The organism is Streptomyces sp. NPDC006512 (assembly GCF_040611935.1).
Taxonomy (GTDB): Bacteria; Actinomycetota; Actinomycetes; order Streptomycetales; family Streptomycetaceae; genus Streptomyces.
This window is the reverse complement of sequence record NZ_JBEXPG010000057.1, coordinates 13,465-39,779: the sequence shown is the minus strand read 5'-3', so window position 1 is coordinate 39,779 and position 26,315 is coordinate 13,465. Positions and strand designations below refer to the sequence as shown.

The window sequence follows — 26,315 nt, the reverse complement described above, 5'->3', positions numbered from 1 at the left end:
ACAGATGGATCGCGGGCATACGGGTGCCGGAGGTCCCGGCCCGTGGTGACGGTGGTCCCTTGCCGTTCGGCCGGGGTGCCCTACGGGTCCGCGGCGGGGGTTCGTATGGTTGAAAGCGGGAGTTCCCCGTTCCGCCACCGGCGGGGCGTCCCGCCGCACACCGGTACGACCCCCTGCCCGCCGGGACGGCCCCCCGCCCGCACACCCGCCCAGCCGTACGCCCACGGAACGGAGGAACCCCCGTGCCCGATCCCTCCGCCTGGCGGATCGCCCTCCCGCACACGGCCGCCGCCGTGCCCCTCGCCCGGGCCCTGGTGCGGACCGCGCTCACGGAGGCCCGGCCGGCCGCCGACAGCGACACCGCGGAACTGCTGACGGCCGAGCTGGTGGCCAACGCCGTGGAGCACACCGCCGAGGGCGCGGGGATCGAGCTGGTCGTGGAACTGCTGCCGACCGGCTGTCAGGTCGAGGTCCACGACGGGGACCCGGACCCGCCGGGCGATCTGACGGCCCGCCCGGACGACACGCACCCCGACCCCTGGCAGGAACACGGCCGCGGCCTGCTGCTGATCCGGACGCTGAGCTCCTCCTGCGGCCACCGCCTCACCGAACGCGGCAAGGCCGTGTGGTTCACCCTCGCGGCGCGCGCCGCGGCCGGCGCGGAGGTCCGCATCCCGCACCCCCGCGCATGACTATGCGACCGACCGCACGACCGGCTTCGCCAGCGTGGCCACCAGGACGGCCTTGATCGTGTGGAGCCGATTCTCGGCCTGGTCGAAGACGACCGAGTGCGCGGACTCGAACACCTCGTCCGTGACCTCCAGCGAGTCGAGGCCGTACCGCTCGAACACCTCCCGCGCCACCTCCGTACCGAGGTCGTGGTAGGCGGGCAGGCAGTGCAGGAACTTCACGTCCGGGTTGCCCGTCGCGCGCAGCACGTCCATGGTGACGGCGTACGGGGCCAGCGCCTCGATCCGCTCCGCCCAGACCTCCTTGGGCTCGCCCATCGAGACCCAGACGTCCGTGGCCACGAAGTCGGCCTGGGCCACGCCCTCGGCGACGTCCTCGGTGAGGGTGATCCGGGCCCCGCAGGCGGCGGCCAGCTCGCGGGCCCGCGCGACGACGGCCTCGGCCGGCCAGTAGGCCTTCGGCGCGACGATCCGTACGTCCATGCCCAGGAGCGCGCCGGTCACCAGGTAGGAGTTGCCCATGTTGAAGCGGGCGTCGCCGAGGTAGGCGAAGGCGGTCCGCTCCAGGGGCTTGGTGCCGTGCTCGGTCATGGTGAGCACGTCGGCGAGCATCTGGGTGGGGTGCCAGTCGTTCGTGAGGCCGTTGAAGACGGGCACGCCGGCGTGTGCGGCGAGCTCCTCGACGGCGTCCTGGCGGTCGCCCCGGTACTCGATCCCGTCGAACATCCGGCCGAGGACGCGCGCCGTGTCGCGGACGGACTCCTTGTGTCCCATCTGGGATCCGGACGGGTCCAGGTACACGGTGCGGGCGCCCTGGTCGGCGGCGGCCACCTCGAAGGCGCAGCGGGTGCGCGTGGAGGTCTTCTCGAAGATCAGCGCGATGTTCTTCCCCAGGAGGCGGCGCTCCTCGGCCCCGGCCCTCTTGGCGGCCTTGAGTCCGGCGGCCAGCTCGACCAGACCGCGGAACTCGGCGGCGGTGAAGTCGAGCTCCTTCAGGAAACTGCGGCCGAAGAGGTCGGTGGCCATGGGGGACTCTCCAGGGTGACGCTGACAGGGAATGCTGGAAGTCTATACGATCCTCTGTATTGATATACAGCCCCCTGCCGGACCTCAGACGGCGTCCCTTTCGACCGGGCAGCTCATGCACCGCGGCCCGCCCCGCCCGCGGCCCAGCTCGCTGCCGGGGATCTCGATCACCTCGATGCCCTCCCGGCGCAGGTGCGTGTTGGTGGTGACGTTCCGCTCGTACGCGACGACCACCCCCGGCTCCACGGCCAGCACGTTGCACCCGTCGTCCCACTGCTCGCGCTCCGCCGAGTGCACGTCCTGCGTGGCCGTGAGGACCCGGATCTTGCCGAGCCCGAGCGCGTCCGCGATCGCCTTGTGCATGTGCTCCGGCGCGTGGTCGCTCACCCGGAGCTCGCCGGCCCCCTCGCCCGGGCGGATGGTGTAGGAGCGCAGCATGCCGAGGCCCGCGTACTGGGTGAAGGTGTCCGCGTCGACCATCGTCATCACCGTGTCGAGGTGCATGAAGGCGCGCCGCTTGGGCATGTCGAGCGCGACGATGACCGTCGCCGAACCGGCCGCGAACAGGCCCCGGGCGAGCATCTCCACCGCCTGCGGGGTGGTGCGCTCGCTCATCCCGATCAGCACGGCGCCGTTCCCGATGACGAGCACGTCCCCGCCCTCGATCGTCGAGGGGTAGTCGGACTGCCCCTGCGACCAGTAGTGGAAGGCGCCGGAGCCGGTGAACAGCGGGTGGTGCCTGTAGATCGCCTCGAAGTGCACGGTCTCGCGCTGCCGGGCCGGCCAGCGCATCGCGTTGATGGACACGCCGTCGTAGATCCAGGCGGAGGTGTCGCGGGTGAAGAGGTGGTTGGGCAGCGGCCCGAGGAGGAAGTCGTCGAGGTCCATCGCGTGGAAGCGCACCGAGACCGGTTCGGGATGCCGTTCCAGGAACTCCCGCTTGGTCATGCCGCCGACGAGCGCCTCGGCGAGGTCGGCCGAGGAGAGCCCGTCGAAGGCCGCTCTCAGGTGGCCGGTGGCGAGCGGCCCGTACTCCTTCTCGTCGAAGACCCGGTCCAGGACGAGCTTCCTGGCCTCGACGATGTCGAGGGACTCGCGGAGCAGGTCGCCGAACAGGTGGACGGCCACGCCCCGGTCGCGCAGGACGTCCGCGAACCCGTCGTGCTCCTGGCGGGCCCGCCGCACCCACAGGACGTCGTCGAAGAGCAGCGCGTCCTTGTTGCTCGGTGTGAGCCGCTTCAGCTCCAGGTCGGGCCGGTGGAGGATGACGCGGCGGAGCCGCCCGGTCTCGGAGTCGACATGGAATCCCATGCCCTACACGTTCCCAGACCGGGCGGGTTTTCGAACGCGCCGGAGCGGGGCGGTCTCAGCTCAGGCCGAGGAGGGCCGCCGGGGCGCCGATCAGCTCCGGCGTGGTCAGCCCCAGCTTCGGCGTGGTCAGGTTCGGGATCCCGTAGTTGGCGCCGTCCGGCATCGTCAGCGGGGCGCCGACGATCGCACCGGGGCTCCGGGCCTGCAAGGTCGTCGCCGGGGATTCCAGGGAGCCCTCGCCGTCCGTCTCTGGAGTGCCCGCGAGGTTCGGCACCGGCGAGGCGATACGCGTGTCCCCGAGTTCGGTGGCGATGGGCACCACCGGGAGCAGTGGGGTCGGGAGCAGGTCCCCCGTGTGGTGACGGGGCGCCTCGGGGGCGCCGACGACCGGTACGGGGACCCCGGTGGCCACGTGCGGGACGGGCAGGCCCAGCGTGGTCTCCACGGCGTCCAGCGGGACGCCCACCGGAACCGACTGGGCGACGGCCGGGGAGGCCGCACCTGCCGCGGCCATACAGGTCATGAGCGCCGCAAGGCTTCCGCGCGCGGTCATCTTCATAAGTGACGTTCCGTCCTTCCAGGGTCGCGGACATTCCGCTGCCCTGGATGAACGATCCCGCCGGGGGTTTCCCGGGGCTTCACCCCGGAAGTTCCCCCATACGGCCTACTTGGAGGGCGTCGCGTGTACGGGGCCGGAGGCAGTGCCGCGCGGCCCGGTGTGCATCCCCACTCCGCTCGTCCCGGGCTCCTCCGTGCCGGGCAGCAGCCGCATCGCGCGGTCGTAGCCGCCGCCGGCGAGCGAACGGTAGGGGACGGGCCCGTCGGTGAACAGCCCGGCGAGCCGCTCCCCGTACGCCGCCTCGGCCTCCTCGAACCGGTCCGGCGACAGCTCGTCCGCGCTGTACACGGCGAACGGTTCGAGCGGCTCCATGCCGGTGAACCAGAACAGGCCGTGCTGCAACGGGTGGAGGACCTCCTCCAGCGGTCCGTGAATGCCGCGGTCGGAGAACGAGGACTCGCGGGCGCCGAGCGTCACCGACAGCAGGGCCCGCCGGCCGCCGAGCACGGCGCCCTCGCCATACGGCGTGGGGAGCTGCGGCCCGTAGCCGAACCCGCTGGTGAACACCCGGTCGATCCAGCCCTTCATGATCGCGGGAGTCGAGAACCACCACATCGGGAAGTGCAGGATCACCGCGTCCGACCAGCGCACCTTCTCCTGTTCGGCCGCGACGTCCGCCGACAGCCGGCCTTCCCGGGTGGCCTGCTTGGAGGCGGATGTCACGCGCAGCGGAGCGTCCGCCGGGTGGTCGGGGAAGTCGTCGGCGTCGACGGCAGCCTTCCACTTCATCGCGTACAGGTCGGACACCCGCACCTCGTGGCCCGCGGCGCGCAGCTCCTGCGCCGCGAAGGACGCCAACGCGTTGGTGAGCGAAAGGGGTTCGGGGTGGGCGGTGACGATGAGGATCTTCTTGGGCCGGGCAGGCATGGATTCGTTCATGGCTCAACGGTCTCCCGGGCGCGGCCCCGTAGCCAGAACCCCCCGCGACCGACGGACCGTCATTCCTGGTACTGGGAGGGCCAGGCATACTTGAGGACATGGGGGCTGTGGACCGGATGGAACGCGTGAACGGACCGGGCGGTACGGCCGGAGCCGTCATCGCCGCGGCGGCCGCGGCCGGGCCCGCGGCCGGGGCGGCCGACACCGGGCGGGCGCTCGGCGAGTTCCTGCGCGCCCGGCGGGCGCGCGTCGCCCCCGAGCACGTCGGCATCGACGGAGGAGCCCGCAGGCGGGTCCGCGGCCTGCGCCGCGAGGAGCTCGCCCAGCTCGCGGGGATCAGCGTCGACTACTACGTGCGCCTCGAACAGGGCCGGGCCACCCAGCCCTCCCCCGAGGTCCTCGACGCGCTCGCGCGGGCACTCCGCCTCGACCCGGCGGAGCGCGGCCACCTCGCCAACCTGACCTCGGTCCGGCGCGGCCCCGCCCCCACGGCACGGATCGGACCCTCGCTGCGGCGGCTCCTGTCCTCCCTCGACGACCTCCCGGTCTTCGCGAGCAACCACCGCACGGACGTGGTGGCCTGGAACCGGCTGGGCGCGGAGCTGATCGGCGGGGTGGACGACCCGGAGCGCCGGGACCGCAACAACGCCCGCTACCTCTTCCTCGACCCCGCCTCCCGGGAGGTCCACCCCGACTGGGAGGCGCGGGCGGCGGAGGCCGTGGGCCAGCTGCGGGTCGCCTCCGGGCGCTACCCCGAGGACACCGAACTGGCCGGGCTCATCGCCGGACTCTCCTCGCTCAGCCCCGACTTCCGGCGGCTGTGGGCCACCGGCGAGGTCACGATGTGCGCGGCCGGGCGCAAGCGGCTGCGGCATCCGGTCGCCGGCCTGCTCACCCTGGACTTCGAGACCCTGCACGTCCCGGCCGTACCGGGCGAGACGGGCCTGGTCGTCCACGTGTTCAGCGCCGAGGAGGGCACGCCCGAGGCCCTCGCCCTCGCCCGCCTCGCCGCGAGCGCCCCACCCCGCTGACGACGGGGCCCGTCACGGCCGGGCGGGCCCCCACAGCCGAGCGGGACCCGGACCGTGTCCGGGCCCCGCTCGTGTGGCGGGGGTCCCGCCGGCCCTTCGGGCCCGGCGCCCCTTTCACCACGCGCCCTACAGCCGGGGGTCGACCGGCTCCGACTCCAGGGCGAGGACGGCGAAGACCGCCTCGTGGACCCGCCACAGCGGCTCACCGGCCGCCAGCCGGTCCAGCGCCTCCAGCCCCAGCGCGTACTCGCGCAGGGCGAGGGAGCGCTTGTGCCCGAGGAACCGGCCGCGCAGCCGCTCCAGGTGGTCGGGGCGCGTGTACTCCGGACCGTAGATGATCCGCAGGTACTCGCGGCCGCGGACCTTGACGCCGGGCTGGACCAGCCGGCCCTTGCCGTCGCGGGCGTAGGCCTGGAGCGGCTTGACGACCATGCCCTCACCGCCCGCCGCGGTCAGCTCCAGCCACCAGTCGGTGGCCGCCCGCACGGACGCCTCGTCCCCGGTGTCCACGAAGATCCGGCCGGTACGGCGCAGCAGGCCGGTGCCGGCGTCCTCGTCCGCCAGGGCGAGCCGGTCCAGCCAGGCCAGCTGCTCGTCGTGCGGTACCGCCGCCAGGGAGCGCCCGGCCGCCGCGAGCAGCTGGAACGGCGCGAACCGGACGCCCTCCAGCCCGTCGGTGGTCCAGCAGTAGCGCCGGTACGCCTCGGTGAAGGCGGCCGCGTCGGCCGCCCTGTCCCGCTGGCGCTCCAGCAGCGGCCCCGTCTCGACGCCGCGGGCCGCGGCCGCCTCCAGTGCGGCCACCGCGTCCGGGAACACGGCGCGCGCCGCCGCGCCCACAGCGGCGTACTGGTTGCGCAGCAGGCCGGTGGACTTCAGCGACCAGGGCAGCAGCTCCCCGTCGAGCAGCAGCCAGTCCGTGCCGAGCTCCTCCCAGAGCCCGGCGGCGTCCACCGCCGCGCGCAGCCGGCCGAGGAACTCCTCGGTGACGGCGGGGTCCTGGAAGAAGGGCCGGCCGGTGCGGGTGTAGAGGGAGCCGGTGACCCCGCTCTCCACCCCGAACCGCTCGCGAGCCGCTCCGGCGTCCCGGCACAGCAGGACGGTGGCGCGCGAACCCATGTGCTTCTCCTCGCACACGACCCGCTCGACGCCGTCCGCGCGGTACTGGGCGAACGCCTCGGCCGGGTGCTCCAGGCGGCCCTCCTCCCGGGAGGTCGCGGTCGGCGCCATGGTCGGCGGCAGGTACGGCACCAGTCGCGGGTCCACGGCGAAGCGGCTCATGACCTCCAGCGCGGCCGCCGCGTTCTCCTCGCGTACCCCGACGTTGCCCAGGTGCCGGGTCTCCACGATCCGCCGGCCGTGGACGTCGGCGAGGTCGAGCGGCCGGCCGTCGTGCCCGCCCGGCGCCTCCGCCACGAGCGGCTTGACCGGCTCGTACCAGACCTTCTCGGCCGGTACGTCGACCAGTTCGCGCTCCGGCCAGCGCAGGGCCGTCATCCGGCCTCCGAACACGGCTCCCGTGTCGAGGCAGATGGTGTTGTTGATCCAGGTGGTGTCCGGGACGGGGGTGTGGCCGTAGACCACGACGGCCTTGCCGCGGTAGTCCTCGGCCCACGGGTAGCGCACGGGCAGGCCGAACTCGTCGGTCTCCCCCGTGGTCTCGCCGTACAGCGCGTGCGAGCGGACCCGGCCGGAGGTGCGGCCGTGGTACTTCTCGGGCAGCCCGGCGTGACAGACCACCAGCCGGCCGCCGTCGAGGACGTAGTGGCTGACCAGCCCCTGGATGAACGCGCGCACCTCCTTGACGAACTCCTCGGGCTCGCGGCCGAGCTGCTCGACCGTCTCGGCGAGGCCATGGGTGTGCTGGACCTTGGAGCCCTTCAGGTAACGGCCGAGCTTGTTCTCGTGGTTCCCCGGGACGCACAGGGCGTGGCCGGACTTGACCATGCCCATCACCCGGCGCAGGACGCCCGGGCTGTCCGGGCCCCGGTCGACGAGGTCGCCGACGAAGACGGCGGTGCGGCCCTCGGGGTGGACGCCCTCGCGGTAGCCGAGCTTGGCCAGCAGGGTCTCCAGCTCCGAGGAACAGCCATGGATGTCACCGATGATGTCGAAGGGCCCGGTGAGGTGGGTGAGGTCGTTGAACCGCTTCTCCAGCACCACCTCGGCGGTCTCGGCCTCCTCCACCGAGCGCAGGACGTGCACCTTGCGGAAGCCCTCGCGCTCCAGGCCGCGCAGCGAGCGCCGCAGTTCGCTGCGGTGCCGCTGGATGACCCGGCGCGGCAGTCCGGCCCGGTCGGGGCGGGCGGCGTTGCGCTCGGCGCAGACCGCCTCGGGCATGTCGAGCACGATGGCGATGGGCAGTACGTCGTGCTCGCGGGCCAGGGCGATCAGCCCCCGGCGCGCCTCGGGCTGGACGCTGGTGGCGTCCACGACGGTGAGGCGTCCGGCGGCGAGGCGCTTGCCGGCGATGTGGTGCAGGACCTCGAAGGCGTCCTTGCTGGCGCTCTGGTCGTTCTCGTCGTCGGCGACGAGCCCCCGGCAGGTGTCGGAGGAGAGCACCTCGGTGGCCTTGAAGTGCTTGCGGGCGAAGGTGGACTTGCCCGATCCGGTGGCCCCGATCAGCACGACGAGGGACAGGTCGGTGACGGGAAGCACGCGCCGGGTGTCGCGCGGGGTCTCGGTGACGCTCATGCCGCCTCGCCCTCCTTCGGGGTCCGGGTGGTGCCGGTGGTCTCGGTGGTGCCGGTGGTCTCGGTGCCGGTCGCCCTGGTGAAGACGGCCATCTGGGTCGGCGGTCCGACCTCGGGGTCGTCGTCCCCGACGGGCAGGTGGGCGACGCCGTACCCGTACCGCTCGGCGACCTGACCGGCCCAGGTACGGAACTCCTCGCGGGTCCACTCGAAGCGGTGGTCGCGGTGGCGGACCCGCCCGGCGGGCAGCGACTCCCAGCGGACGTTGTACTCGACGTTCGGGGTGGTCACGAGAACCGTGCGGGGGCGGGCGGCGCCGAAGACGGCGTACTCCAGCGCGGGCAGCCTCGGCAGGTCGAGGTGCTCGATGACCTCGCTGAGCACGGCCGCGTCGTACCCGGCGAGCCGCTTGTCGGTGTAGGCGAGCGAACCCTGGAGCAGCCGGACTCGGGAACTCTGCCGCTCCCCCATCCGCTCCAGCCGCAGCCGCTTCGCGGCCGTGCCCAGCGCCCGCATCGACACGTCGACGCCGACGACCTCGGTGAACGAGGCGTCCTTCAGCAGCGCCTGGAGCAACTGGCCCTGGCCGCAGCCCAGGTCGAGGACCCGGGCCGCCCCGGCGTCGCGCAGCGCGGCCAGGATCGCGTCGCGCCGGCGCACCGCGAGCGGCACCGGGCGGTCCTCGGTGTCCCGGGACTCGTCGACGGCGTTGTCGAGCTCCTCCACCTCACTGCCGTCGGCCTCGGCCAGGCGGGCCAGCTCCAGGCGCTCCAGGGCGTTCTGGGTGAGCCGCTTGTGGCGGGCCAGGTAGCGGGCGGTGATGAGCGCGTGCTCGGGGTGGCCCGCCAGCCAGCCGTCTCCGGCGCGCAGCAGCTTGTCGACCTCGTCGGGGGCGATCCAGTAGTGCTTGGCGTCGTCGAGCACCGGGAGCAGGACGTACAACTGGCGCAGGGCGTCGTCGAGCTTCAGCTCGCCCTCCAGCACGAGCCGTACGTAGCGGCTGTCGCCCCATTCGGGGAACCGCTCGTCGAGCGCGACCGGCTCGGTCCGTACGGACTCCCAGCCGAGCGGGCCGAACAGCCGGTGCACCAGTTCCGCGCCGCCCCGGGCGGGCAGCGCCGGGATCTCGACGCGCAGCGGGAGCGGCCGGCCGGGCAGCTCGGGCCGGGCGGCGCACACGCCCTTGAGGGCGGTACGGAACACCGCGCTGAGCGCGACGGCGAGCAGCGAGGAGGCCGCGTACGGGCGGTCGTTGACGTACTGCGCGAGAGCGGCGTCGGGAGCTCCGCCGCGGCCCTTGCCCTGACCGCGCCGCACGAGCGCGACGGGGTCCACCTCCAGCAGCAGCGCGGCCGTGCACCGCTCGGCCGTGGCTTCGGGGTAGAACACGTGGGCCGTGCCGTGGGAGGTGGAGAACCGCTGCGCCTTCCCGGGGTGCTTGTGCAGCAGGAAGCCCAGGTCAGTGGCAGGTTTCCCGGTCGTGCCGGTCGCGCTGATCGTCAGGAACATGCGCTTCAGTATGTGGCGCGGCCCGCCCGGCGCACACTGCTTTTCGTACCGGCCGGGGGCGGCCGCGGCCGGTCAGCGGGGCGGCCCGGCGCCCAGGGCGGACCGCAGTCCCGCGATGCGGTCCGGGCCGATCCGGCAGCAGCCGCCGATCAGCCGGGCGCCGGCGCGCTGCCAGGCTCCGGTGGGCCAGGGCGCTCCGGCGGGCGGGCTGTGCCAGGTCCGGTGGGCCGCGTCCCAGACGGAGCCGTCGTTCGGGTAGGCCAGCAGCGGCTTGTCCGTCACCGCGGCCGCCGCTTGGAGGGCGGGCAGCACGTCCGCCGGATCGCAGCAGTTGACGCCGACCGCGATCACCTCGGGGGCCCCGGCGGCGAGCGCGAAGGCTTCGGGGAGGGGCTGGCCGGCCCGGGTGCGGCCCGCCGCGACGGTGTAGCTCAGCCAGGCCCGCGCCCCGGTCCCGGCCAGGACGCGCAGCAGGGCCTCGGCCTCGTCGGTGTCCGGGACGGTCTCCAGGGCCAGCAGGTCCGGCGCCGAGGGGCCGGACTCCAGCAGGGTCTCGATCCGGGGGCGGTGGAAGGCGGCCAGTTCGCGCGGGGTGAGCCCGTACCGTCCCCGGTACTCGGAGCCGTCCGCCAGTACCGCCCCGTACGGGCCCACCGAGGCGGCCACCCAGACCTCGTGGTCCGCCGCCCGGGCCGCGGCACCGGCCAGGGCGAGGCCGCGGCGCAGCAGGCCCGCCGCGCGCGGGTGGCCGGGGCCGATCTGGTAGCTCGCGGTGATGAGCACCTCGGCGCCGGCCCGCGCGTACGCCGTGTGGGCGGCCTCCACCTGGTCCGGGCGCTCGGCGAGGGCCCGGCCCGTCCAGAGGCCGCCGGACAGGTCGCAGCCCTGGTCGGCGAGCTGGTTGCTCAGCCCGCCGTCCAGGAGCACGGTCCGGTGGGCGAGGGCTTCGGAGAGCGGGCCGGTCGCGCGGGGCACGTGGTCCTCCGTCCGGCTCAGCCGAGCTGGGGCAGCACCTGGGCCGAGATCAGCTCCAGGTGGTCCAGGTCGTCGAGGTCGAGCAGCTGGAGGTAGGCGCGGGAGGAGCCGATGGCGGCGTAGGTGCCGAGCTTCTCGACGACCTCGGCCGGGGAGCCGGCCAGGCCGTTGGCCTTCAGCTCGTCCACCTCGCGGCCGATGGCGGCGGCCCGGCGGGCCACCTCGGCGTCGTCCTTGCCGACGCACACGACGAGGGCGTTGGAGTAGACGAGTTCGTCGGCCTTGCGGCCGGCCGCGGCGGCGGCCTCCCGGACCCGGGCGAACTGCCGGCGGCTGTCCTCGATCGAAGCGAAGGGCATGTTGAACTCGTCCGCGTAGCGGGCGGCGAGGCGCGGGGTGCGCTTCGCGCCGTGGCCGCCGACGAGGACGGGCACCTTGGCCTGCGCGGGCTTGGGCAGCGCGGGCGAGTTCTCCACCTGGTAGTACGTGCCCCGGTAGTCGAAGGCGGCGCCCGGCTCGGTGGCCCACAGGCCGGTGACGATGGCCAGCTGTTCCTCCAGCCGGGACATCCGCTCCGCCGGGAAGGGGATGCCGTACGCCTTGTGCTCCTCCTCGAACCAGCCGGCGCCCAGGCCCAGCTCGATCCGGCCGCCGGACATCTGGTCGACCTGCGCCACCTGGATCGCGAGGACGCCGGGCAGCCGGAAGGTGCCGGCCGTCATCAGCGTGCCGAGCCGGATCCGCTTGGTCTCGCGGGCCAGGCCCGCAAGGGTGATCCAGGCGTCGGTGGGGCCGGGCAGGCCGTCGGCGGAGCCCATCCGCAGGTAGTGGTCCGAACGGAAGAACGCGTCGAAGCCCAGGTCCTCGGTGGCCTTGGCGACGGTCAGGAGGGTCTCGTAGCTGGCGCCCTGCTGGGGTTCGGTGAAAATGCGAAGATCCATGCCCCCCATCCTGCCCGCCCACGACCCCTGCCGGGTGAATCTGCGTCAACCGGACGGGACGCCCCCTGCCCCGCCAGTGACCAGCACGGATGGGGATCGTTGGCTCGGACGGAGCCGGACCGCCCGGCCCGCGCGCCGGCGGCTCGTCGTCCGGTGCGTCCACCGCCCCCTTCCCGCTGGGAAGGGCCAGGGCCGAGGAGGCCGCCATGTCCCACGAGGCCGTGCCGGAAACCCGCCGACAGACCGGACCGACCGGACAGGCAGCACACGACCACGCACGCCAGGACTCCGCGGTACCCGCCCAGGGCGGCGCGCCGAAGGGACTGCTCCAGCAGATGGAGGAGCTGATGGCGGCGCTGAACGCCGACCTGTCGCAGCTCGACGCCGACCTCCAGCACTCCGCGGACCGCACGGCCCCGGGCACCCCGGCCGCTCCGGGCCACCACACGTACGAGGGCGAGCGGCACTGAGAGCCGGTCCTTCCGACCGTGCCGGGTCCCGTCGCGCGCGGCGGGACCCCACACGAACCCCAGCCCACACGAACCCCAGCCCACGCGAGACCCACGCGCGCGCCAGACCCACGCCCGCCGTGCGGCTCGCCCCGCCGAGCCGGCCCCGGCGTCGGCACCCCGCCGTCAGCAACCCGCCGTCAGGCCACGCCCGAAGCGGATCCCCGTTCCCGGACGGTCATCCGGCGCAGGAGCGCCCGCACCCGGTCGCTCGACTCGTCGGCCGCGTCGATCGACTCTATGGACTGCCAGTACAGGCTCTCGTCGTCCGTCCCGCAGGCCACCCCGACGAGCGCTATGCCCACCTCGCCGAGCAGTGCCTGGAGTCCCAGGAGCGCCTGTCTCACATCCGCCACCCCGGTCAGCTGCGCCGCCCGCGGCGGCTGCTGCGGTGCGGTGCCCTCACCGCGCAGGGCGGCCCGGTCTATCACCCCGCAGCCTCTGCCTCCCGCTTCACCCAGGCCCCGTGCCTCCGCTCTCAGCTCCGGCGGCCCGGTGACCGCCAGCCAGCTCCCCATGCCCTGGGCGAGCGCCTGGGCCTGCCAGGCCTCGCCCACGATGTCCCACGCAGCCCCGCTCTGTGCCAGCGCGTGCCGGCCGGCCGCGATGAGCCGTACCGCATCCATATGCCGTCCCCCGTCCGCACGACATCCCGCCGTTCTTCACTACCCAGAGTGAAGGCAACGAGCCAGTAAAGCCAGGGGTATTCGGAAATCTGTGGACACAAAACGTGGTTGTGGACGACGCCATCACTCCGAAGAGTGACGATGAGTGGTCGGGGTTCCGGTCACCGGAAAGCGGACCTCGTTCCTCTCGATCTTCGCGGCGAGCGCATCCAGCACATCCACCCCCAGGACCTCACAGAATTGCAGGAGATACGCGAGCACGTCGGCCACTTCGTCGGCCACCTTGTGCGCGGTTTCCGGCTTTTCCATCACCGCTTCCGACTGTTCCGGTGTCAGCCACTGGAAGATCTCGACCAGTTCGGACGCCTCCACGCTCAGGGCCACGGCCAGGTTCTTCGGCGTGTGGTAAGGACCCCAGCCCCGGGCGTCGGCGAACGCGGCCAGCCGCCGCTGGAGCCGGTACAGCCGCTCCTCCCGGCCGGCCTCCTGCCCGGCGTCCTGTCCGGTGTCCTGCCCGGGGTCCCGCCCGGCGCCCTGTGCGTCGTCCATGGGTGCGGCGTTGGTGGGTACGGCGTTCATGGGGACAGGTCTACCACCGAGACGCCCGGGAGCCCACGGGCGGTTCCCGCGGTGTCCTCGCCCACGGAGCCGACCAGCCGGATGTGGCCGCGCCCGCCGGACAGCAGGGCCAGCCGCAGCAGTTCGGCGCTCTGCCGCCGGTCGAGCCCGCGGTCGAGGCCGTCGGCGAGCACGGTCAGCGCCTGCCGGGCGGAGAGGAGTTCGGCGGCCGGGTCCACGGCCAGCACCCCGGGGCCGGTGAGCAGGACCAGGGCCAGGGCGAGGAAGCGGAGTTCGCCCGCGCCGAGCCGGCCGAGTTCGGTGGCGGGCCGGCCGGGGCCGCGGTCCAGCAGGCCCGTGACGAGTCCCGCTCCCGCCCCGGCGAACACGCCGAAGGCCCCGTCGCCCCCGCCGGCGTCATCGGCGCCGTCGCAGACCCGTACGTCGAGCGCGGCCACCGGGCCCGCGCACCCGGTCCGGGCCGCCCCGGCGAGCAGGGCGTGCCGGGTGCCGCACTCGTGGCGGGTCCGGCGCAGGACGTCGGCCAGGTTGGCGCAGTCGCGGCGGAGCCGTCCCTCGCCGGGGGTGACGGGTCCGCGCATCCGCTCGGGGCGGGGGTCGCAGGGGAACACCGAGCGCAGCGCGACCACCACCTGTTCGGCGGCGGCCAGGACGCGGCGCTGCCCGGCGGTGGACCCGGCCACGCGCAGGGGCAGCAGGGCGGTGCCGAGCCGGTCGTCGGGCAGCGGGGCGCGGGTCACGCCGACGGCCCCGCCGGTCAGCCAGCCGGCCTGGACGGAGCGCCGCCGGGGGTCGCGCAGGGCGGTGCTGAGGAGGATCTCGCCGTTCTGGGAGAGGCGTTCGCCGACCACGCGCAGCTCGGGCTCGGCCTGCACGGCGAGGTCGAGGCGGACGGGGCCGGCCGGACCGTCGACGGTGCAGCCGATCCGGAATCCGCGCCGCCCGTCGGCGTCGGGGACGGCCCGTTCGGGGACGCGGGCGGCGGGGTCGGGGAACACGTCGTCGAGGGGGCGTCCGCAGCCGAGTCCGGCCAGGGCCTCGTAGGCGGCCAGGGCCTGGGACTTGCCGCTGCCGCTCGGTCCGGCGAAGAGGGTGACGGGCCCGAGCGGGAAGACCGCGGCCCGGTGCGCCGCGAAGGCGGAGAGCCGTAACTCGGTGACGGTCGGCCGCAGGTGGGCCCGGGCCGCGGGCTCCGAGGCGGCCGGGCGTGCGGGGGCCGTGGGACCGCCGGCCGTCGCGGGCGCGGAGACGCGGGTCGCGGAGGAGCTGGCCGCGGGGATGCCGGTCGTGGGGATGGTGGGGGTGTCGGTCGCGGCGGCCGGGGGCCGTCGCGCGTCCAGGGTGACGTCCATGGCCGGACCGTACGGGCCGCCGGACCACCCGTGGACCCGGCGAACCGTTCCGCCGCCGCGACCTTCCTACGATCGGGGGACGGCCGCGGCCGCGATGCCCTCGACCTCGGTGCCGACCGGGGCCAGCAGGAAGACGTTCCGGTCGACCCGGTGCATTCCGCTGCCCAGCCCGAAGACCACACCGCTGCTGAAGTCGAGGATCCGCTTGGCCACTTCGCCGTCCGCGCCCGTGAGGTCCAGCAGCACGGGGATCTGGGCGATCAGGTACTCCGCCACCTCGCGGGCGTCGGCGAAGATCTGGACCCGGATCACCACGAAGCGCCGCTGTTCCGCCGCGACCGCCCCGGGAGCCTTCGGGATGGTGCGGTGGTCCACCCGGGAGGGCCATTCGTTGCGACTGCGCAGGGGTACCACCTGCGCGAGTCCCTCCCACTGTTCGTCCGTGACGTCGTACCTGCTCACCGGGCCGCCTCGGCCGTGCGCTTCATGTGCATCCGTCCATCCTCTCGCGTTTCACCCGTTCAGCCCAACACCGACACGAAGCACGTAGGGTCGCCGACATGACCAATGGCGACGAGGTCCGTACGGTACGCGACATCTCGGGCGCCGGCGCCGTGCGTCGGCCGGCTCCCCGCCCCGGCACCCGGGTCCCGCTCGCCCGGTCCCGGCAGCGGGCCGACGCGGTCCGCAACCGGGCCCAGATCCTGGCGGCCGCCGAGCAGTTGTTCACGGAACGCGAGCCCCGCTCCGTGACGATGGACCAGATCGCCAAGGCCGCCGGGGTGGGCCGGGCCACCCTCTACCGCCGCTTCCCGGATCCCGCGTCCGTCGCCGCCGCGCTCCTCGACGAGCACGAGCGGATCCTCCAGGGCCGTCTCGCCTACGGTCCGCCCCCGCTGGGGCCGGGGGCGCCTCCGGCGCAGCGGCTGACGGCCTTCTACACCGCCGCGGTCCAGCATCTGGAGCGACACCTTCCGCTGGCCCTGGGAACCCGGCCGGGGCCGGCCCGGTTCGCGGGGGCGACGTACGGGCAGTGGCGCGCCCACGTGCGGGGGCTGCTCGCGGCGGCGGGGGCGGCGGACCCCGATGCCAGCGTGGACGTGCTGCTGAGTCCGCTGGCTCCGGAGGTCTACCAGTTCCAGCGGTACACCCTCGGCTTCGCGCCCGAACGGATCGCCGAGGCCCTCGGGCGGCTGGCATGCGGGGTACTCCCGGACAACCGAATAGGTTAGGTTAGGCATACCTAACTCGCTCCGAGAGGGAGAGATCCGCATGCGCCTGCCCGGTGCCTCCGACGCCAAGCCCGCCGCCCGGCCCACCGAAGCCGAGCGGGTCCGGTCCATCCTGGCCGCCGCCCACTCGATGACGGTGGTCGTCGACGGCGTGCGCAGCGAGGTGCGCCAGCTCGACGGCGGCGACGTCCTCGGCCGGCTCCACCTGCACCCGGCCGCGCCGGCCGCCGGCCACCCGGTCTCCCCCGAGGACGACGAACGCCCCGCGATCCGCCTGGAGTTCACCGACATCGCGCCCACCCCCGTCCGCGACCGGGTACGCGCCCGCGTCACCGTACTGGGACGCCTGCTCACCCCGTACGCGGGCGAGGAGTCCGCGAGCGGGGACAGCACCTGCGTGGAGTACGGACAGGCGGTCCTGGAGACCGCGGAGGGAACCTCGTACATCGGGCTGGAGGAGCTGGACGAGGCCTGGCCCGATCCGCTCGCCCCGTACGAGGCGGGCATGCTCACGCACCTCCTCGACGACCACCCCGAGCTCGTCACCCTGCTGCTGCGGCTCGTCCGGCCCCTGCCCTCGGGCGCCGTCGTGCGCGCCCTGCCGCTCGCCCTCGACCGGTACGGGATCACCCTGCGGCTGGAGGAGCGGCGCGGCCACCGCGACGTGCGGCTGCCCTTCCCCTCGCCGCTGGACGACGTGGAGCAGTCCGGCGCCCAGATCCAGGCCCTGCTCAGCGCGGCCCGGCGGCGCTCCCACCGCAACACCCTGCCCGCCTGAAGGGCGTTCGTCCGGCGGCGGGGACAAGGGGAAGCCCGGTCGGGCGCGGACCCGGAGGCGGAACGGGGTGCGGGCGGAGAAGCGGAATAGCCTCCGTGGCCCCCGGGTTGGGATGACCATGAAGGCAATCACTTACCACGCGTACGGAACTCCCACCCGGTTAGAACTGGTTGACGCCCCCGAACCCAAGGTCGGCCCCAGCGAGGTGCTCATCCGCGTCAAGGCCGCCGGCGTCAACCCCGTCGACTGGAAGCTCGCCGCGGGATTCCTCGGGCAGGTGCTCGAAGTCCGCCACCCCGTCATCCCCGGCTGGGACGTGGCCGGCGTCGTCGAGGCCGTCGGCCCCGACACCGACGACTACGCCGTCGGCGACGAGGTCTACGGCTACGTCCGCAAGGAATGGGTGCAGCTCGGCACCTACGCCGAGTACGTCGCCGCCCCCGTCCGCACCCTCGCCCGCAAGCCCCGCGAGCTGACCTTCGAACAGGCCGCGGGCCTCCCGCTCGCCGGGCTCACCTCCTACCAGGCCATCACCCGCGCGGGGGTCTCGGCCGGCCAGACCGTCGTCATCCACTCCGCCGCGGGCGGCACCGGATCGCTGGGCGTGCAGATCGCGGTCGCCCTCGGCGCCCGGGTCATCGGCACGGCGGGCGCCCACAACCACGACTACCTGCGCACCCTCGGCGCCGAACCGGTGCTGTACGGGGACGGGGTCGCCGACCGGATCCGCGCGCTGGCCCCCGAGGGCGTCGACGCCGGGCTCGACTTCTACGGCGAGGGCGGCGTCGAACTGCTCCAGTCCGTGGTCCGCGAAGGCGCCCCGGTGATCTCCATCGCCGACAACGACGCCGGCTCCAAGGGCGCCAAGCACATCTGGGCGCGCGCCGACACGGCCGACCTCACGGCCCTCGCGGAACTCGCCGACTCGGGCCGGCTCACCGTGAACGTGGAACACGTCCTGCCGCTCGCGGAGGCCGCCGCGGCCTGGGAACTGAGCGCCAAGGGCCGGACCCGCGGCAAGATCGTCCTCACCGTCTGAGCCGCACCGCCCGAGCCGGGGCCCGCGGACGGTCCGCCGGAGGGCAGCACTCCGGCGGACCGCGCGCCCTGCCTCAGGAGGTGATCGGCCTCCCCGGGCCGCCCAGCGACGGCCCGACGGCCCGCAGCGAGCCGGGGGTGCGGCCGTGCCCCCAGCCGATCTCGCGGCGGTAGCTGCCGAGCAGTCCGCTGCGCGCCAGCGCCGGCTCGTCCCGTACGGCCGGGTCGTCGGGCAGCGGCCGGGTCAGCGGGGACACGAACAGGGCGTCGGCCGGGCAGTTGGCCTCGCACAGGAAGCAGGTCTGGCAGTCCTCGTGCCGGGCCAGGAACGGGATCCCGTCCGGGCCCCGCTCGAAGACGTCCGTGGGGCAGACCTCGACGCACTTGTCGCAGGCGATGCAGCGCTCGGCGGAGACCAGCTCGATCACACCGCCACCCCCGTCCCGTACGCGCCCGCCGGCCCGGCCCACACCCGGTCGAGCCCGCCGGAGAGGATCCGGTGGTGCTGGGCCGGGTCCTGCTCCGGGTGGTCGAGGCGGCGGGCCATGCCCCGGGACTCGGTGCGGGCCAGCGCGGAGGCGTACATCCACCGCGCGTGCGCCGTCATGGCCGCCGCCTGCCGGGCCTTGACCAGGTCGGCCCCCTCGCCGTGGAGGCGCGCGCGCAGCTGCGCCCAGCCGTCGTCGAGGGCCCGCAGCGCCCCGGCGAGACCCTCCCCGTGCCGGAGGTAGTTCTTGTCGTACGGGAGCACCTCCCGCTGTACGAGTTCCACGGCTTCGCGGTGGTCGAGGGGCGCGGCGGCGGACCCCGTCGGGCGGAGCCCCGCTCCCCCGGCCCCGCCGACCCGCCGGGCGGCGGCGCTGCCGGAGCCGAGGGTCCGCGCGTGCCGGGCGGCGCCCCGCCCGGCCCAGCTGCCGGAGGAGATCGCCCACGCGGCGTTGTGGCTGCCGCCCCCGGTGAAGCCCCCGCAGATCTCCTCGCGGGTGGCCGCGTCCCCGGCGGCGTACAGCCCGGGGACCCCGGTGGCGCAGTCGTCGCCGGTGATCCGGATGCCGCCGGTGCCGCGTACGGTGCCCTCGGCCAGCAGGGTCACGGCGAACCGGTCGGTGAAGGGGTCGATGCCGAGCCGGTCGAAGGTGAGGAAGAAGTTGGGCTGGGCCCGGCGCATCGCCGCCCTGGCGGCCTCGTCGGCGCGGTCGAGCCGGGCGAACACCCGTGCTCCGGTGAGGAGTTCGCGGGCGATGACCGAGCGGCCGCCCTGGCTGGCGGCTCCCTCCAGGAGGTCGCCGTCCTCCCGGTAGAAGGTGGCGAAGGAGTAGAAGGCGGTCTTGGTGACGGAGGTGCCCTCGGGGGCGATGCCGTAGGCGTTGGAGAACTCCATGCCGGAGAGCTCCGCCCCGGCCTCGGCGGCGAAGAGCGCACCGTCGCCGGTGTTGGTGTTGGTGCCGAGCGCTCCGCTGAGGAAGGCGCAGCCGCCGGTCGCGAGGACCACGGCGCCGGCCCGGACCCGGTAGTGCTCGCGGGCCTGGCGGCGGTAGCCGGCGGCTCCGGCGACGGCTCCGGCGGAGTCGGTGAGCAGCTCGGTGACCGGACTGTGGTCGAGGATCCGGACCCCGGCGCGGCGGATCCGGATGCGCATCCGCCGCATGTACTCGGGGCCTTGGAGGCCGCCCCGCAGGGGCTGTCCGTCGGGGCCGGTGGGGAAGGGGTAGCGGCCCTCGGCGGCCAGTTCGTTCATCCGTGCGTAGGTCTCGTCGAGGACCCGGGCCATCCAGCGCCGGTCGGCGAGGTAGCCGCCGAGGCCCTCCCGGGAGGCCATGGCGGCCTCCCGGGCCGCGGGTTCGGGCGGGACGTACCAGACGCCGGTGCCGCCCGCGGCGGTGGCGCCGCTGGTACCGCAGTAGCCCTTGTCGGCGAGGACGACGCGGGCTCCTTCCTCCGCGGCCTTCAGGGCGGCCCAGGTGGCGGCCGGTCCGCCGCCGACGACGAGGACGTCGGCCGGGACATCGTTCATGCCGTTCCCTTCGCGTAGCGGTTGGCGGGCCGGGGCAGGCCGTAGTTCTCGCGCAGGGTGGCGCCGGTGTACTCGGTGCGGAAGAGGCCGCGCCGCTGGAGGATCGGCACGACGTGGTCGACGAAGTCGGTGAGCCCGGTGGGCAGGACGGGCGCCATGATGTTGAAGCCGTCGGCGGCGCCCTGCGTGAACCACTCCTCCAGCTGGTCGGCGATCTGCTCGGGGGTGCCGGCGAACACGCGGTGGCCGCGGCCGGCGCCGAGGCGGGCGATCAGTTCGCGGAGGCTGAGGCCGTCGCGGCGGGCGAGTTCGGCGACGAGCGTGAAGCGGCTCTTGTTGCCGTTGATGTCGCGTTCCTCGGGCAGCTCGGGCAGCGGTCCGTCGAGATCGGCTCCGGTGAGGTCGACGCCGAGCATCCCGGAGAGCTGGGCGAGACCGTACTCGGGCACCTGGAGGTCGGTGAGCTGCTGCTCCAGTGCCTTCGCCTCGGCCTCGGTGGAGCCGATGACGGGGGCGATGCCGGGGAGCACGAGGAGGTCGCCCTCGGTGCGGCCGTAGCGGGCCAGTCGGGACTTGAGGTCCTTGTAGAAGGTCTGGCCGTCGGCGAGGGTCTGCTGGGCGGTGAAGACGGCTTCCGCGTACTGGGCGGCGAACTCCTTGCCGTCCTCGGAGGAGCCGGCCTGGACGAGCAGGGGGTGGCCCTGGGGCGAGCGCGGCACGTTGAGGGGGCCGGCGACCTGGAAGTGCTGCCCGCGGTGGGCGGCGGGGTGGAGCCGGTCGGTGTCGGCGTAGACGCCGTGTTCCTTGTCGAGGACGATCGCGTCGTCCTCCCAGCTGTCCCAGAGCTTGGTGGCGACGTCGAGGAACTCGCGGGCCCGCTCGTAGCGCACGGCGTGTTCGAGGTGCTCGTCCCGGTTGAAGTTGCGGGCCTCGTCGACGGTGCCGGAGGTGACGATGTTCCAGCCGGCGCGGCCGTTGCTGATGTGGTCGAGGGAGGCGAACTTGCGGGCCGTGTGGAAGGGCTCGTTGAAGGTGGTGGAGACGGTCGCGATGAGGCCGATGTGCTCGGTGACGGCGGCGATCGCGGAGAGCAGCGTCAGCGGCTCGAAGCCGCCGAGGGCGTTGTAGCGGGCCTTGCCCCACAGGGCGAGGCCGTCGGCGAAGAAGATGGAGTCGAGGCGGCCGCGCTCGGCGGTGCGGGCCAGTTCCTGGAAGTAGCGCAGGTCGGTGACGCGCTCGGGGCTGCTGTCCGGGTGGCGCCAGGCGGCGTCGTGGTGGCCGGCGTTCATCAGGAAGGCGTTGAGGTGGAGCGTGCGGGGTGCGGACATGTCTGTTCCCTGTGTTCGGTGGTGGCGGGGGCCCGGCGGGACCCGGTGGCGGAGCCGGGGCCAGGGCCGGGGCCGGACCCCGGGGTGCGGGGAGCCCGGCCCCGGGCCTGGGGTGCGGGGGTCAGGCAGGGACGCGCCAGGTGCTGAGGCGGCGTTCGATCGTGACCAGGACCTGGTTGAAGGCCACGCCGATGGCGGAGATGGTGACGATCCCCGCGTACATCTGCGGGATGGCGAAGTTGAACTGCGAGGCGTTGATCAGGTAGCCGAGGCCCGCCTTGGCGCCGATCATCTCGGCGGCCACGAGGACGAGGATGGACACGGCTCCGGCCAGGCGGATCCCGGTGAAGATGGCCGGCACGGACGACGGCAGGATCACCTTCTGGAACAGCCTCGGTGTGGACAGGTCCATCGAACGGGCCAGTCTGACCAGCGTGGGGTCGGCGTTGCCGACGGCGCTGATGGTGTTCAGCAGGATCGGCCACACGCAGGCGTAGACGACGATGGACACCTTCGAGGTCTCGCCGATGCCGAGCAGCAGGACGAACACCGGCAGCAGGGCGAGCGCCGCCGTGTTGCGGAACAGTTCCAGCAGCGGGCCGAGGAACGCCGCGACGGGCCGGTACCAGCCGATCAGCAGCCCGAGCGGCACGGCCACGGCCACCGCGATGGCGAAGCCGCCGAAGGAGCGGGTGAGGCTGGCCCGTACGTGCTCGCCGAGCTGGCCGTCCCCGAGGAGCTCCCACCAGGCGACGGCGACCTCGCTGACCGGCGGCAGGAACGTCGCGTCGACCAGGCCGAGCCGGGGCGCGGTCTCCCACACCGCGACGAGGGCGAGGACCGCCGCCGACCGCAGCAGGGCGGCCCGCAGCCGGCGCAGGGCGGTCGCCGCCGCGGACGGTTTCCGGACGGCCCCGGTGCCCTTGCCCGCCGGACGGACCGGAGCCGCCGCGGGATGTCGCGGACGCGGGGGCGCGGGCGCCGTGGTCACGGCCCGGTCCGGCGCGGCCTGGGCAGCGGCGGGGGCGGGGGTTTCGGTTCCCGTGGTCATACCGTGGCCTCTTCCTTCTCCAGTTGCTGGGCGCGGGCCACTTCGTCGTGGAGGAGGGTCCAGATCTCGTGGCGGTAGCGGGCGAACTCGGGGCTGGAGCGCAGGTCCTCTCCGGTGGCGCCGGTGGCGCGGTCGCCGAAGGAGACCGGCACGACCTCCTTGACCCGGCCGGGGCGGGAGGTGATGACGGCGACCTTCTGTCCGAGGTAGACCGCCTCCTCGATGCCGTGGGTGATGAAGACGACCGTCTTGCCGGTGCTCTGCCAGATGCGGCGCAGCTCGTCCTGGAGGGACTCGCGGGTCTGTGCGTCGAGTGCGGCGAAGGGCTCGTCCATCAGCAGGACGTCCGGGTCGTAGGCCAGCGAGCGGGCGATGGCGACGCGCTGGCGCATGCCGCCCGACAGTTCGTGCGGGTGCCGGTCCTCGAAGCCGGTGAGACCGACCAGGTCCAGGAACTCCCGCGCCCTGGCGGCCCGTTGGCGGCGCGGTACGCCGGTGGCCTCCAGGCCGAACTCGACGTTGCCGAGGGCGGTGCGCCACGGCAGCAGCGCGTACTGCTGGAAGACGATGCCCCGGTCCAGGCCGGGCCCGGTGACCGGCTTGCCGTCCAGCAGGATCCGTCCGGAGGTGGGCCGGGTGAGGCCGCCGAGGAGGTCCAGGAGGGTGGACTTGCCGCAGCCGCTGGGGCCCACGACGACCACGAACTCGCCGGCCTCGATCTCCAGGTCGATGCCGTCGAGGGCGGTGAACTCCTCCTTGCGCTTCTTGTCCTTCGTCGGGAAGGTCTTGGTGACCGACTCGAACACGATCTTCGCCATGGCCGTCAGCCCTTCCCGAAACCGTTGAACTCGTTGGTGTAGAGGTCGCCGGCCTTGAGCTGGCCCGCCTTGATCTCGCCGCGCTCGCCGAGCCAGTCCAGCCAGAGCTGGAACTCCTTGTCGGATATCCGGCCGCCCGTCTCGGCGACCCCGAAGGACCGCCAGTACTGGAGCGTCGCCGTGTCCTCGTTGCGGCCGCGCTTCTTGACGATCTCCGTCATCCGGGCGACGACCTCTTCGCGCGGGGTGGTGCGGGACCATTCGATGGCCTTGGCGACTCCGGTCGCGAAGGCCCGTACGGTGTCCGGGTTCTGCTTGATGAACCGCTCGGTCATCACGTAGGTGCCGGCGCTGAAGGGGCCGAGCAGTTCGACGTCGGTGAACAGCGGGCGGATGCCTCCGGTCGCCAGCGCCTTGTCGCGCAGGACGCCGGTGAGCACCCCGACCTCGATCTGCTTCTGCCGCAGGGACTGCTCGGTGTTGACGGGCGGCACGACCAGGGCCTCCACCTTGGCCGCGTCCGCCTTGGAGAGGCCGCCGCGGCTCAGGTAGATGTCGAGGAGGGCCTGGTAGTGGGCGCCCAGGGTGTTCATGCCGACCTTCTTCCCGATCAGGTCCCGGGCGGAGCGGATCGGGCTGTCCTCCAGGACGAAGTAGCCGCCGTAGGAGTACTGGTCGGAGCCGTAGGAGGAGACGACGGCCTTGATGGGGGCCTTGCCCGCGGCCAGTTTGATGACCGCCCCGTTGAAGGCGCTGCCGAAGTGGGTCTGGCCGGTGGCCGCGGACTGGATGTCCTGCGGGCCGCTGATGGTGTTGCCGACCCATTCGAGGCTGACGTCGCCCAGGTACCCGAGGTCCGCGGCGAGTTCGGGGAGGGTGACCGAGCCGACGGCTCCCTGGTACTTGAGGGTGGTGACCTGCTTGCCGGTCGCGGACCCGCCCTTGGCGGTGGCCGTGCCGCAGCTCACCGCGGCCGCCGAGATGCCGAGCAGGGTGAGGAACTGGCGCCGGGAGGTGGTCGTCGAGGTGAAGGCTGCGGGCATGGCGGGTCCTTGTCGGTTCGTACGGGGTACGGGGGTACGGGCTTACGGGGCGGCGGTGAGGGCGGCGGCGGGGGTCCGGACGGCGCGGAGGGCGTCGGCGAACTCGTCGACGGCCTGGAAGAGGTCGAGTTCCGCCTCGGGGAGCAGCCGGTCGGGGCCGTTGCCGCGCTCGACGGAGGAGTCGAGGACGAAGCGGCCCGCGGTGACGTGCCGGGCGCCGAGGGCGGCGAGGACCGGACGCAGGGCGTAGTCGATGGTCAGGACGTGGGCCAGGCTGCCGCCGGTGGCGAGCGGCAGGACGGTCTTGCCGGCCAGGCCGTCCTGCGGGAGCAGGTCGAGGAAGGCCTTGAGCAGGCCGGTGTACGAGGCCTTGTAGACCGGGGTGGCGATCACCAGGCCGTCGGCCTCGGCGACGGCTTCCAGGGCGCGGCGTATCTCCGGCTCGCCGCGGCGGGCGGAGAGGAGGTCGGCGGCGGGGAGGGTGCTCACGGCGAGGTGCGAGGTCTCGAACCCGGCGTGGGAGAGGCGGCGCAGGACGTGGTCGGCGACGACCGCGGTGCGGGACTGGGCGGAGGGACTGCCGGTGAGGGCGAGCAGCTTGGGCACGGAGGCTCCTTGGCGGCGGCGTTCGGGGTCTTCGGGTTCGGGGACGGTGCCCGGTGATCAGGCGGTGGCGGCCGTCGAGGCGCCGGAGGGGATGCCGAAGGCGGGGTCGGGGACGGTCTCCGGGCTGATCAGGCGGGAGGGGGCGCCGTCGGGGCCGACCGGGACGTCGCCGTCGACGGTGACGCGGCGCAGCGTGCGCTCGTGGTCGTCGGAGTCGTCGACGCCGTAGTGCTGGGTGGCGCGGTTGTCCCAGATGGCGACGTCCCCGTCCCGCCACTGCCAGCGGACGGTGTTCTCGGGGCTTTCGACGTGGGCCTGGAAGAGGTCCAGCAGGATGCGGGAGTCGCGGCCGGTGAGGCCCTGGATGCGCTGGACGAAGTTGCCGAGGAGCAGGGTGCGTTCGCCGGTCTCGGGGTGGACGCGGACCACGGGGTGCTCGGTGAGGAACTCGGTGGAGGTGAACACCTCGCGGTACTGGGCGAGGGCCTCGGGGAGCGCGTCCGGCCTGAGGGCGGCGTAGTCGTAGGCGTTGGAGTGGAGGGCGCGCAGGCCGTCCGCGAGGGCGCGCAGCGGCTCGGGGAGGTGGGAGTAGGCGGTGGCGGTGTTGGCCCAGAGGGTGTTGCCGCCGTACGGGGGGATGGTGACGGCGCGCAGGATGGAGAAGGCCGGGTAGGCGGGGACGAAGGTGACGTCGGTGTGCCACTGGTTGGCGCGGGCGCCGTGGTGGGAGTCGATGCCGAGGGCGTAGCGGCCGTCGGCGGAGGGGACGGTGGGGTGTGCGACGGGGGCGCCGAGGAGCTGGGCGAAGGCCTCGTGGCCGGCCTCGTCGAGGTGGTCCTGGCCGCGGAAGAAGACGACCTTGTGGGCGAGGAGCGCGGAGCGGATCTCGGCGACGGTCTCGGGGGCGAGGTCGCCGCCGAGCCGGACGCCGCCGATCTCGGCACCGATGCGGCCGCCGATCTTGGTGACGGTGGTACGGAGTGCGGTGGTCATGAGAACTCCCTGGTCAGAGCAGCGGAGAATTATTTCCGCAGCGGAAGAAATGGCGGTACGGGAACACAGCGCGCCGGGTGGCGGCGCACGCGGAGCAGGAGGACGACGGGGCGGGGCGGTGGCCGGCGGAGACGGGGTGCGGGGGCCCGGGCGGACTCCCGGCGGCACCGGCGGGGCGGACGGGCCCTGCGCGGCGGCGGAACCGGACGGCTCACGGGTGCCGAGGGGCGCGGGATCCCGCCCGGTCCGGATCACGCGGCCCCGGTCACGGGGACCGGACCACCACCCCGGACCGGATCCCGCCGGGACCGGTCGGGCCGACCCGGACGGTCGGCCCGGCAGGGCCTGGCGGTAGCGGACCGGCGGGCACCGGACCGGCCGGGCGGACCGTTGCGGCGTACCGGCGGGGGCTCGGGGCCTGCGCTCAGGCGCGGCGGCGGGCCGGACAGCGGCCCGGACACCCGTCCGGCGCGGTACAGGGGCCGGAGGTGCGGAGCCGCGGGGCGGGGCGTTCGTTCGCGGACATGTCCCGGAGCCTGTCAGCGCCCCCGCCCGGGGTCAACCCCCGCCCCCGGGCGCCGGATCCGGCCCGCGCCCCACCCTCACCACCCGCCCTGACCAGGCTTTTCCCGAACCCCGCGCAACCCTTGCGACACCCCGCGGCGGCCGAAAACGGTG

26 protein-coding genes are annotated in these 26,315 nt (G+C 73.9%); 6 read left to right on the top strand and 20 right to left on the bottom strand.

What is annotated here, in order from left to right; genetic code table 11:
• Positions 1–242: 242 nt before the first annotated feature.
• Positions 243–692: an ATP-binding protein gene (locus ABZZ17_RS31135; RefSeq protein ID WP_356880984.1), complete on the top strand. Its 450-nt coding sequence runs from the start codon at positions 243–245 to the stop codon at positions 690–692.
• Here ABZZ17_RS31135 and argF read toward each other — a convergent pair whose 3' ends face one another.
• From argF to ABZZ17_RS31115, 4 genes are all read right to left on the bottom strand, one after another.
• The gene (argF, locus tag ABZZ17_RS31130; RefSeq protein ID WP_356880982.1) at positions 693–1,715 is read right to left on the bottom strand and encodes an ornithine carbamoyltransferase; all 1,023 of its coding nucleotides are present in this window, start codon (positions 1,713–1,715) and stop codon (positions 693–695) included.
• Positions 1,716–1,799: 84 nt separating this feature from the next.
• Entirely contained in the window at positions 1,800–3,026 is a 1,227-nt protein-coding gene (locus ABZZ17_RS31125) for an arginine deiminase (RefSeq protein WP_356880980.1), read from the bottom strand.
• 55 nt (positions 3,027–3,081) lie between these two features.
• Positions 3,082–3,540 carry a hypothetical protein gene (locus ABZZ17_RS31120; protein ID WP_356880978.1) on the bottom strand — a complete coding sequence of 153 codons (459 nt, stop codon included), beginning with the start codon at positions 3,538–3,540 and terminating at the stop codon, positions 3,082–3,084.
• Between the two features lie 150 nt (positions 3,541–3,690).
• The gene (locus ABZZ17_RS31115; RefSeq protein WP_356880976.1) at positions 3,691–4,524 is read right to left on the bottom strand and encodes an NAD(P)H-dependent oxidoreductase; all 834 of its coding nucleotides are present in this window, start codon (positions 4,522–4,524) and stop codon (positions 3,691–3,693) included.
• 98 nt (positions 4,525–4,622) lie between these two features.
• Between ABZZ17_RS31115 and ABZZ17_RS31110 the strand changes: the two genes are divergently transcribed.
• Complete coding sequence (locus tag ABZZ17_RS31110; protein WP_356880974.1) at positions 4,623–5,555, top strand: helix-turn-helix transcriptional regulator; 933 nt, start codon at positions 4,623–4,625, stop codon at positions 5,553–5,555.
• Positions 5,556–5,681: 126 nt separating this feature from the next.
• Here ABZZ17_RS31110 and ABZZ17_RS31105 read toward each other — a convergent pair whose 3' ends face one another.
• From ABZZ17_RS31105 to ABZZ17_RS31090, 4 genes are all read right to left on the bottom strand, one after another.
• The gene (locus tag ABZZ17_RS31105; protein WP_356880972.1) at positions 5,682–8,246 is read right to left on the bottom strand and encodes a polynucleotide kinase-phosphatase; all 2,565 of its coding nucleotides are present in this window, start codon (positions 8,244–8,246) and stop codon (positions 5,682–5,684) included.
• Complete coding sequence (locus tag ABZZ17_RS31100) at positions 8,243–9,754, bottom strand: 3' terminal RNA ribose 2'-O-methyltransferase Hen1 (protein ID WP_356880970.1); 1,512 nt, start codon at positions 9,752–9,754, stop codon at positions 8,243–8,245. Before ABZZ17_RS31100 ends, ABZZ17_RS31105 begins: the two co-directional genes overlap by 4 nt.
• A gap of 72 nt (positions 9,755–9,826) precedes the next feature.
• The gene (gene mmuM, locus ABZZ17_RS31095; RefSeq protein WP_356880968.1) at positions 9,827–10,729 is read right to left on the bottom strand and encodes a homocysteine S-methyltransferase; all 903 of its coding nucleotides are present in this window, start codon (positions 10,727–10,729) and stop codon (positions 9,827–9,829) included.
• A gap of 17 nt (positions 10,730–10,746) precedes the next feature.
• Positions 10,747–11,670: an LLM class F420-dependent oxidoreductase gene (locus ABZZ17_RS31090; protein WP_356880966.1), complete on the bottom strand. Its 924-nt coding sequence runs from the start codon at positions 11,668–11,670 to the stop codon at positions 10,747–10,749.
• A gap of 206 nt (positions 11,671–11,876) precedes the next feature.
• Here ABZZ17_RS31090 and ABZZ17_RS31085 point away from each other — a divergent pair, with 206 nt between their 5' ends.
• A complete protein-coding gene (locus ABZZ17_RS31085) occupies positions 11,877–12,140 on the top strand; it encodes a hypothetical protein (RefSeq protein ID WP_356881009.1) in 264 nt (87 codons plus the stop codon).
• A gap of 179 nt (positions 12,141–12,319) precedes the next feature.
• Here the strand turns inward: ABZZ17_RS31085 and ABZZ17_RS31080 are convergent, their stop codons facing one another.
• The 4 genes from ABZZ17_RS31080 to ABZZ17_RS31065 form a co-directional block, all read right to left on the bottom strand.
• Positions 12,320–12,805: a DUF6099 family protein gene (locus tag ABZZ17_RS31080; protein ID WP_356880964.1), complete on the bottom strand. Its 486-nt coding sequence runs from the start codon at positions 12,803–12,805 to the stop codon at positions 12,320–12,322.
• Positions 12,806–12,928: 123 nt separating this feature from the next.
• Positions 12,929–13,270, bottom strand: coding sequence for a nucleotide pyrophosphohydrolase (locus tag ABZZ17_RS31075; protein WP_356881005.1), 342 nt, complete (start codon positions 13,268–13,270; stop codon positions 12,929–12,931).
• Between the two features lie 110 nt (positions 13,271–13,380).
• Entirely contained in the window at positions 13,381–14,736 is a 1,356-nt protein-coding gene (locus ABZZ17_RS31070; protein WP_356880962.1) for an ATP-binding protein, read from the bottom strand.
• Positions 14,737–14,802: 66 nt separating this feature from the next.
• Entirely contained in the window at positions 14,803–15,198 is a 396-nt protein-coding gene (locus ABZZ17_RS31065) for a cell division protein SepF (protein WP_356880960.1), read from the bottom strand.
• Positions 15,199–15,296: 98 nt separating this feature from the next.
• Between ABZZ17_RS31065 and ABZZ17_RS31060 the strand changes: the two genes are divergently transcribed.
• The 3 genes from ABZZ17_RS31060 (at position 15,297) to ABZZ17_RS31050 (ending at position 17,785) form a co-directional block, all read left to right on the top strand.
• On the top strand, positions 15,297–15,968 hold the full coding sequence (locus ABZZ17_RS31060) for a helix-turn-helix domain-containing protein (RefSeq protein WP_356880958.1): 672 nt from the start codon (positions 15,297–15,299) through the stop codon (positions 15,966–15,968).
• Between the two features lie 40 nt (positions 15,969–16,008).
• Positions 16,009–16,746: a DUF2470 domain-containing protein gene (locus ABZZ17_RS31055; protein WP_356880956.1), complete on the top strand. Its 738-nt coding sequence runs from the start codon at positions 16,009–16,011 to the stop codon at positions 16,744–16,746.
• A 118-nt stretch (positions 16,747–16,864) separates the two neighbouring features.
• Entirely contained in the window at positions 16,865–17,785 is a 921-nt protein-coding gene (locus ABZZ17_RS31050) for an NADP-dependent oxidoreductase (RefSeq protein WP_356880954.1), read from the top strand.
• A 73-nt stretch (positions 17,786–17,858) separates the two neighbouring features.
• Here the strand turns inward: ABZZ17_RS31050 and ABZZ17_RS31045 are convergent, their stop codons facing one another.
• The 8 genes from ABZZ17_RS31045 to ABZZ17_RS31010 form a co-directional block, all read right to left on the bottom strand.
• Positions 17,859–18,212: a ferredoxin family protein gene (locus ABZZ17_RS31045; protein ID WP_356880952.1), complete on the bottom strand. Its 354-nt coding sequence runs from the start codon at positions 18,210–18,212 to the stop codon at positions 17,859–17,861.
• On the bottom strand, positions 18,209–19,798 hold the full coding sequence (locus tag ABZZ17_RS31040; RefSeq protein ID WP_356880950.1) for an FAD-binding protein: 1,590 nt from the start codon (positions 19,796–19,798) through the stop codon (positions 18,209–18,211). Before ABZZ17_RS31040 ends, ABZZ17_RS31045 begins: the two co-directional genes overlap by 4 nt.
• Positions 19,795–21,126 carry an LLM class flavin-dependent oxidoreductase gene (locus tag ABZZ17_RS31035; protein ID WP_356880948.1) on the bottom strand — a complete coding sequence of 444 codons (1,332 nt, stop codon included), beginning with the start codon at positions 21,124–21,126 and terminating at the stop codon, positions 19,795–19,797. Before ABZZ17_RS31035 ends, ABZZ17_RS31040 begins: the two co-directional genes overlap by 4 nt.
• Positions 21,127–21,247: 121 nt before the next feature.
• Positions 21,248–22,177: an ABC transporter permease gene (locus ABZZ17_RS31030; protein ID WP_356880946.1), complete on the bottom strand. Its 930-nt coding sequence runs from the start codon at positions 22,175–22,177 to the stop codon at positions 21,248–21,250.
• Entirely contained in the window at positions 22,174–22,995 is an 822-nt protein-coding gene (locus ABZZ17_RS31025) for an ABC transporter ATP-binding protein (protein WP_356880944.1), read from the bottom strand. The genes ABZZ17_RS31030 and ABZZ17_RS31025 overlap by 4 nt, the downstream gene beginning before the upstream one ends.
• 5 nt (positions 22,996–23,000) lie before the next feature.
• On the bottom strand, positions 23,001–24,038 hold the full coding sequence (locus tag ABZZ17_RS31020; RefSeq protein ID WP_356880942.1) for an ABC transporter substrate-binding protein: 1,038 nt from the start codon (positions 24,036–24,038) through the stop codon (positions 23,001–23,003).
• Positions 24,039–24,080: 42 nt separating this feature from the next.
• Positions 24,081–24,644: an NADPH-dependent FMN reductase gene (ssuE, locus tag ABZZ17_RS31015; protein WP_356880940.1), complete on the bottom strand. Its 564-nt coding sequence runs from the start codon at positions 24,642–24,644 to the stop codon at positions 24,081–24,083.
• Positions 24,645–24,701: 57 nt separating this feature from the next.
• Positions 24,702–25,637 (bottom strand): TauD/TfdA family dioxygenase, encoded by a 936-nt coding sequence (locus tag ABZZ17_RS31010; protein WP_356880938.1) that lies wholly within the window; start codon positions 25,635–25,637, stop codon positions 24,702–24,704.
• Positions 25,638–26,315 lie beyond the last annotated feature (678 nt).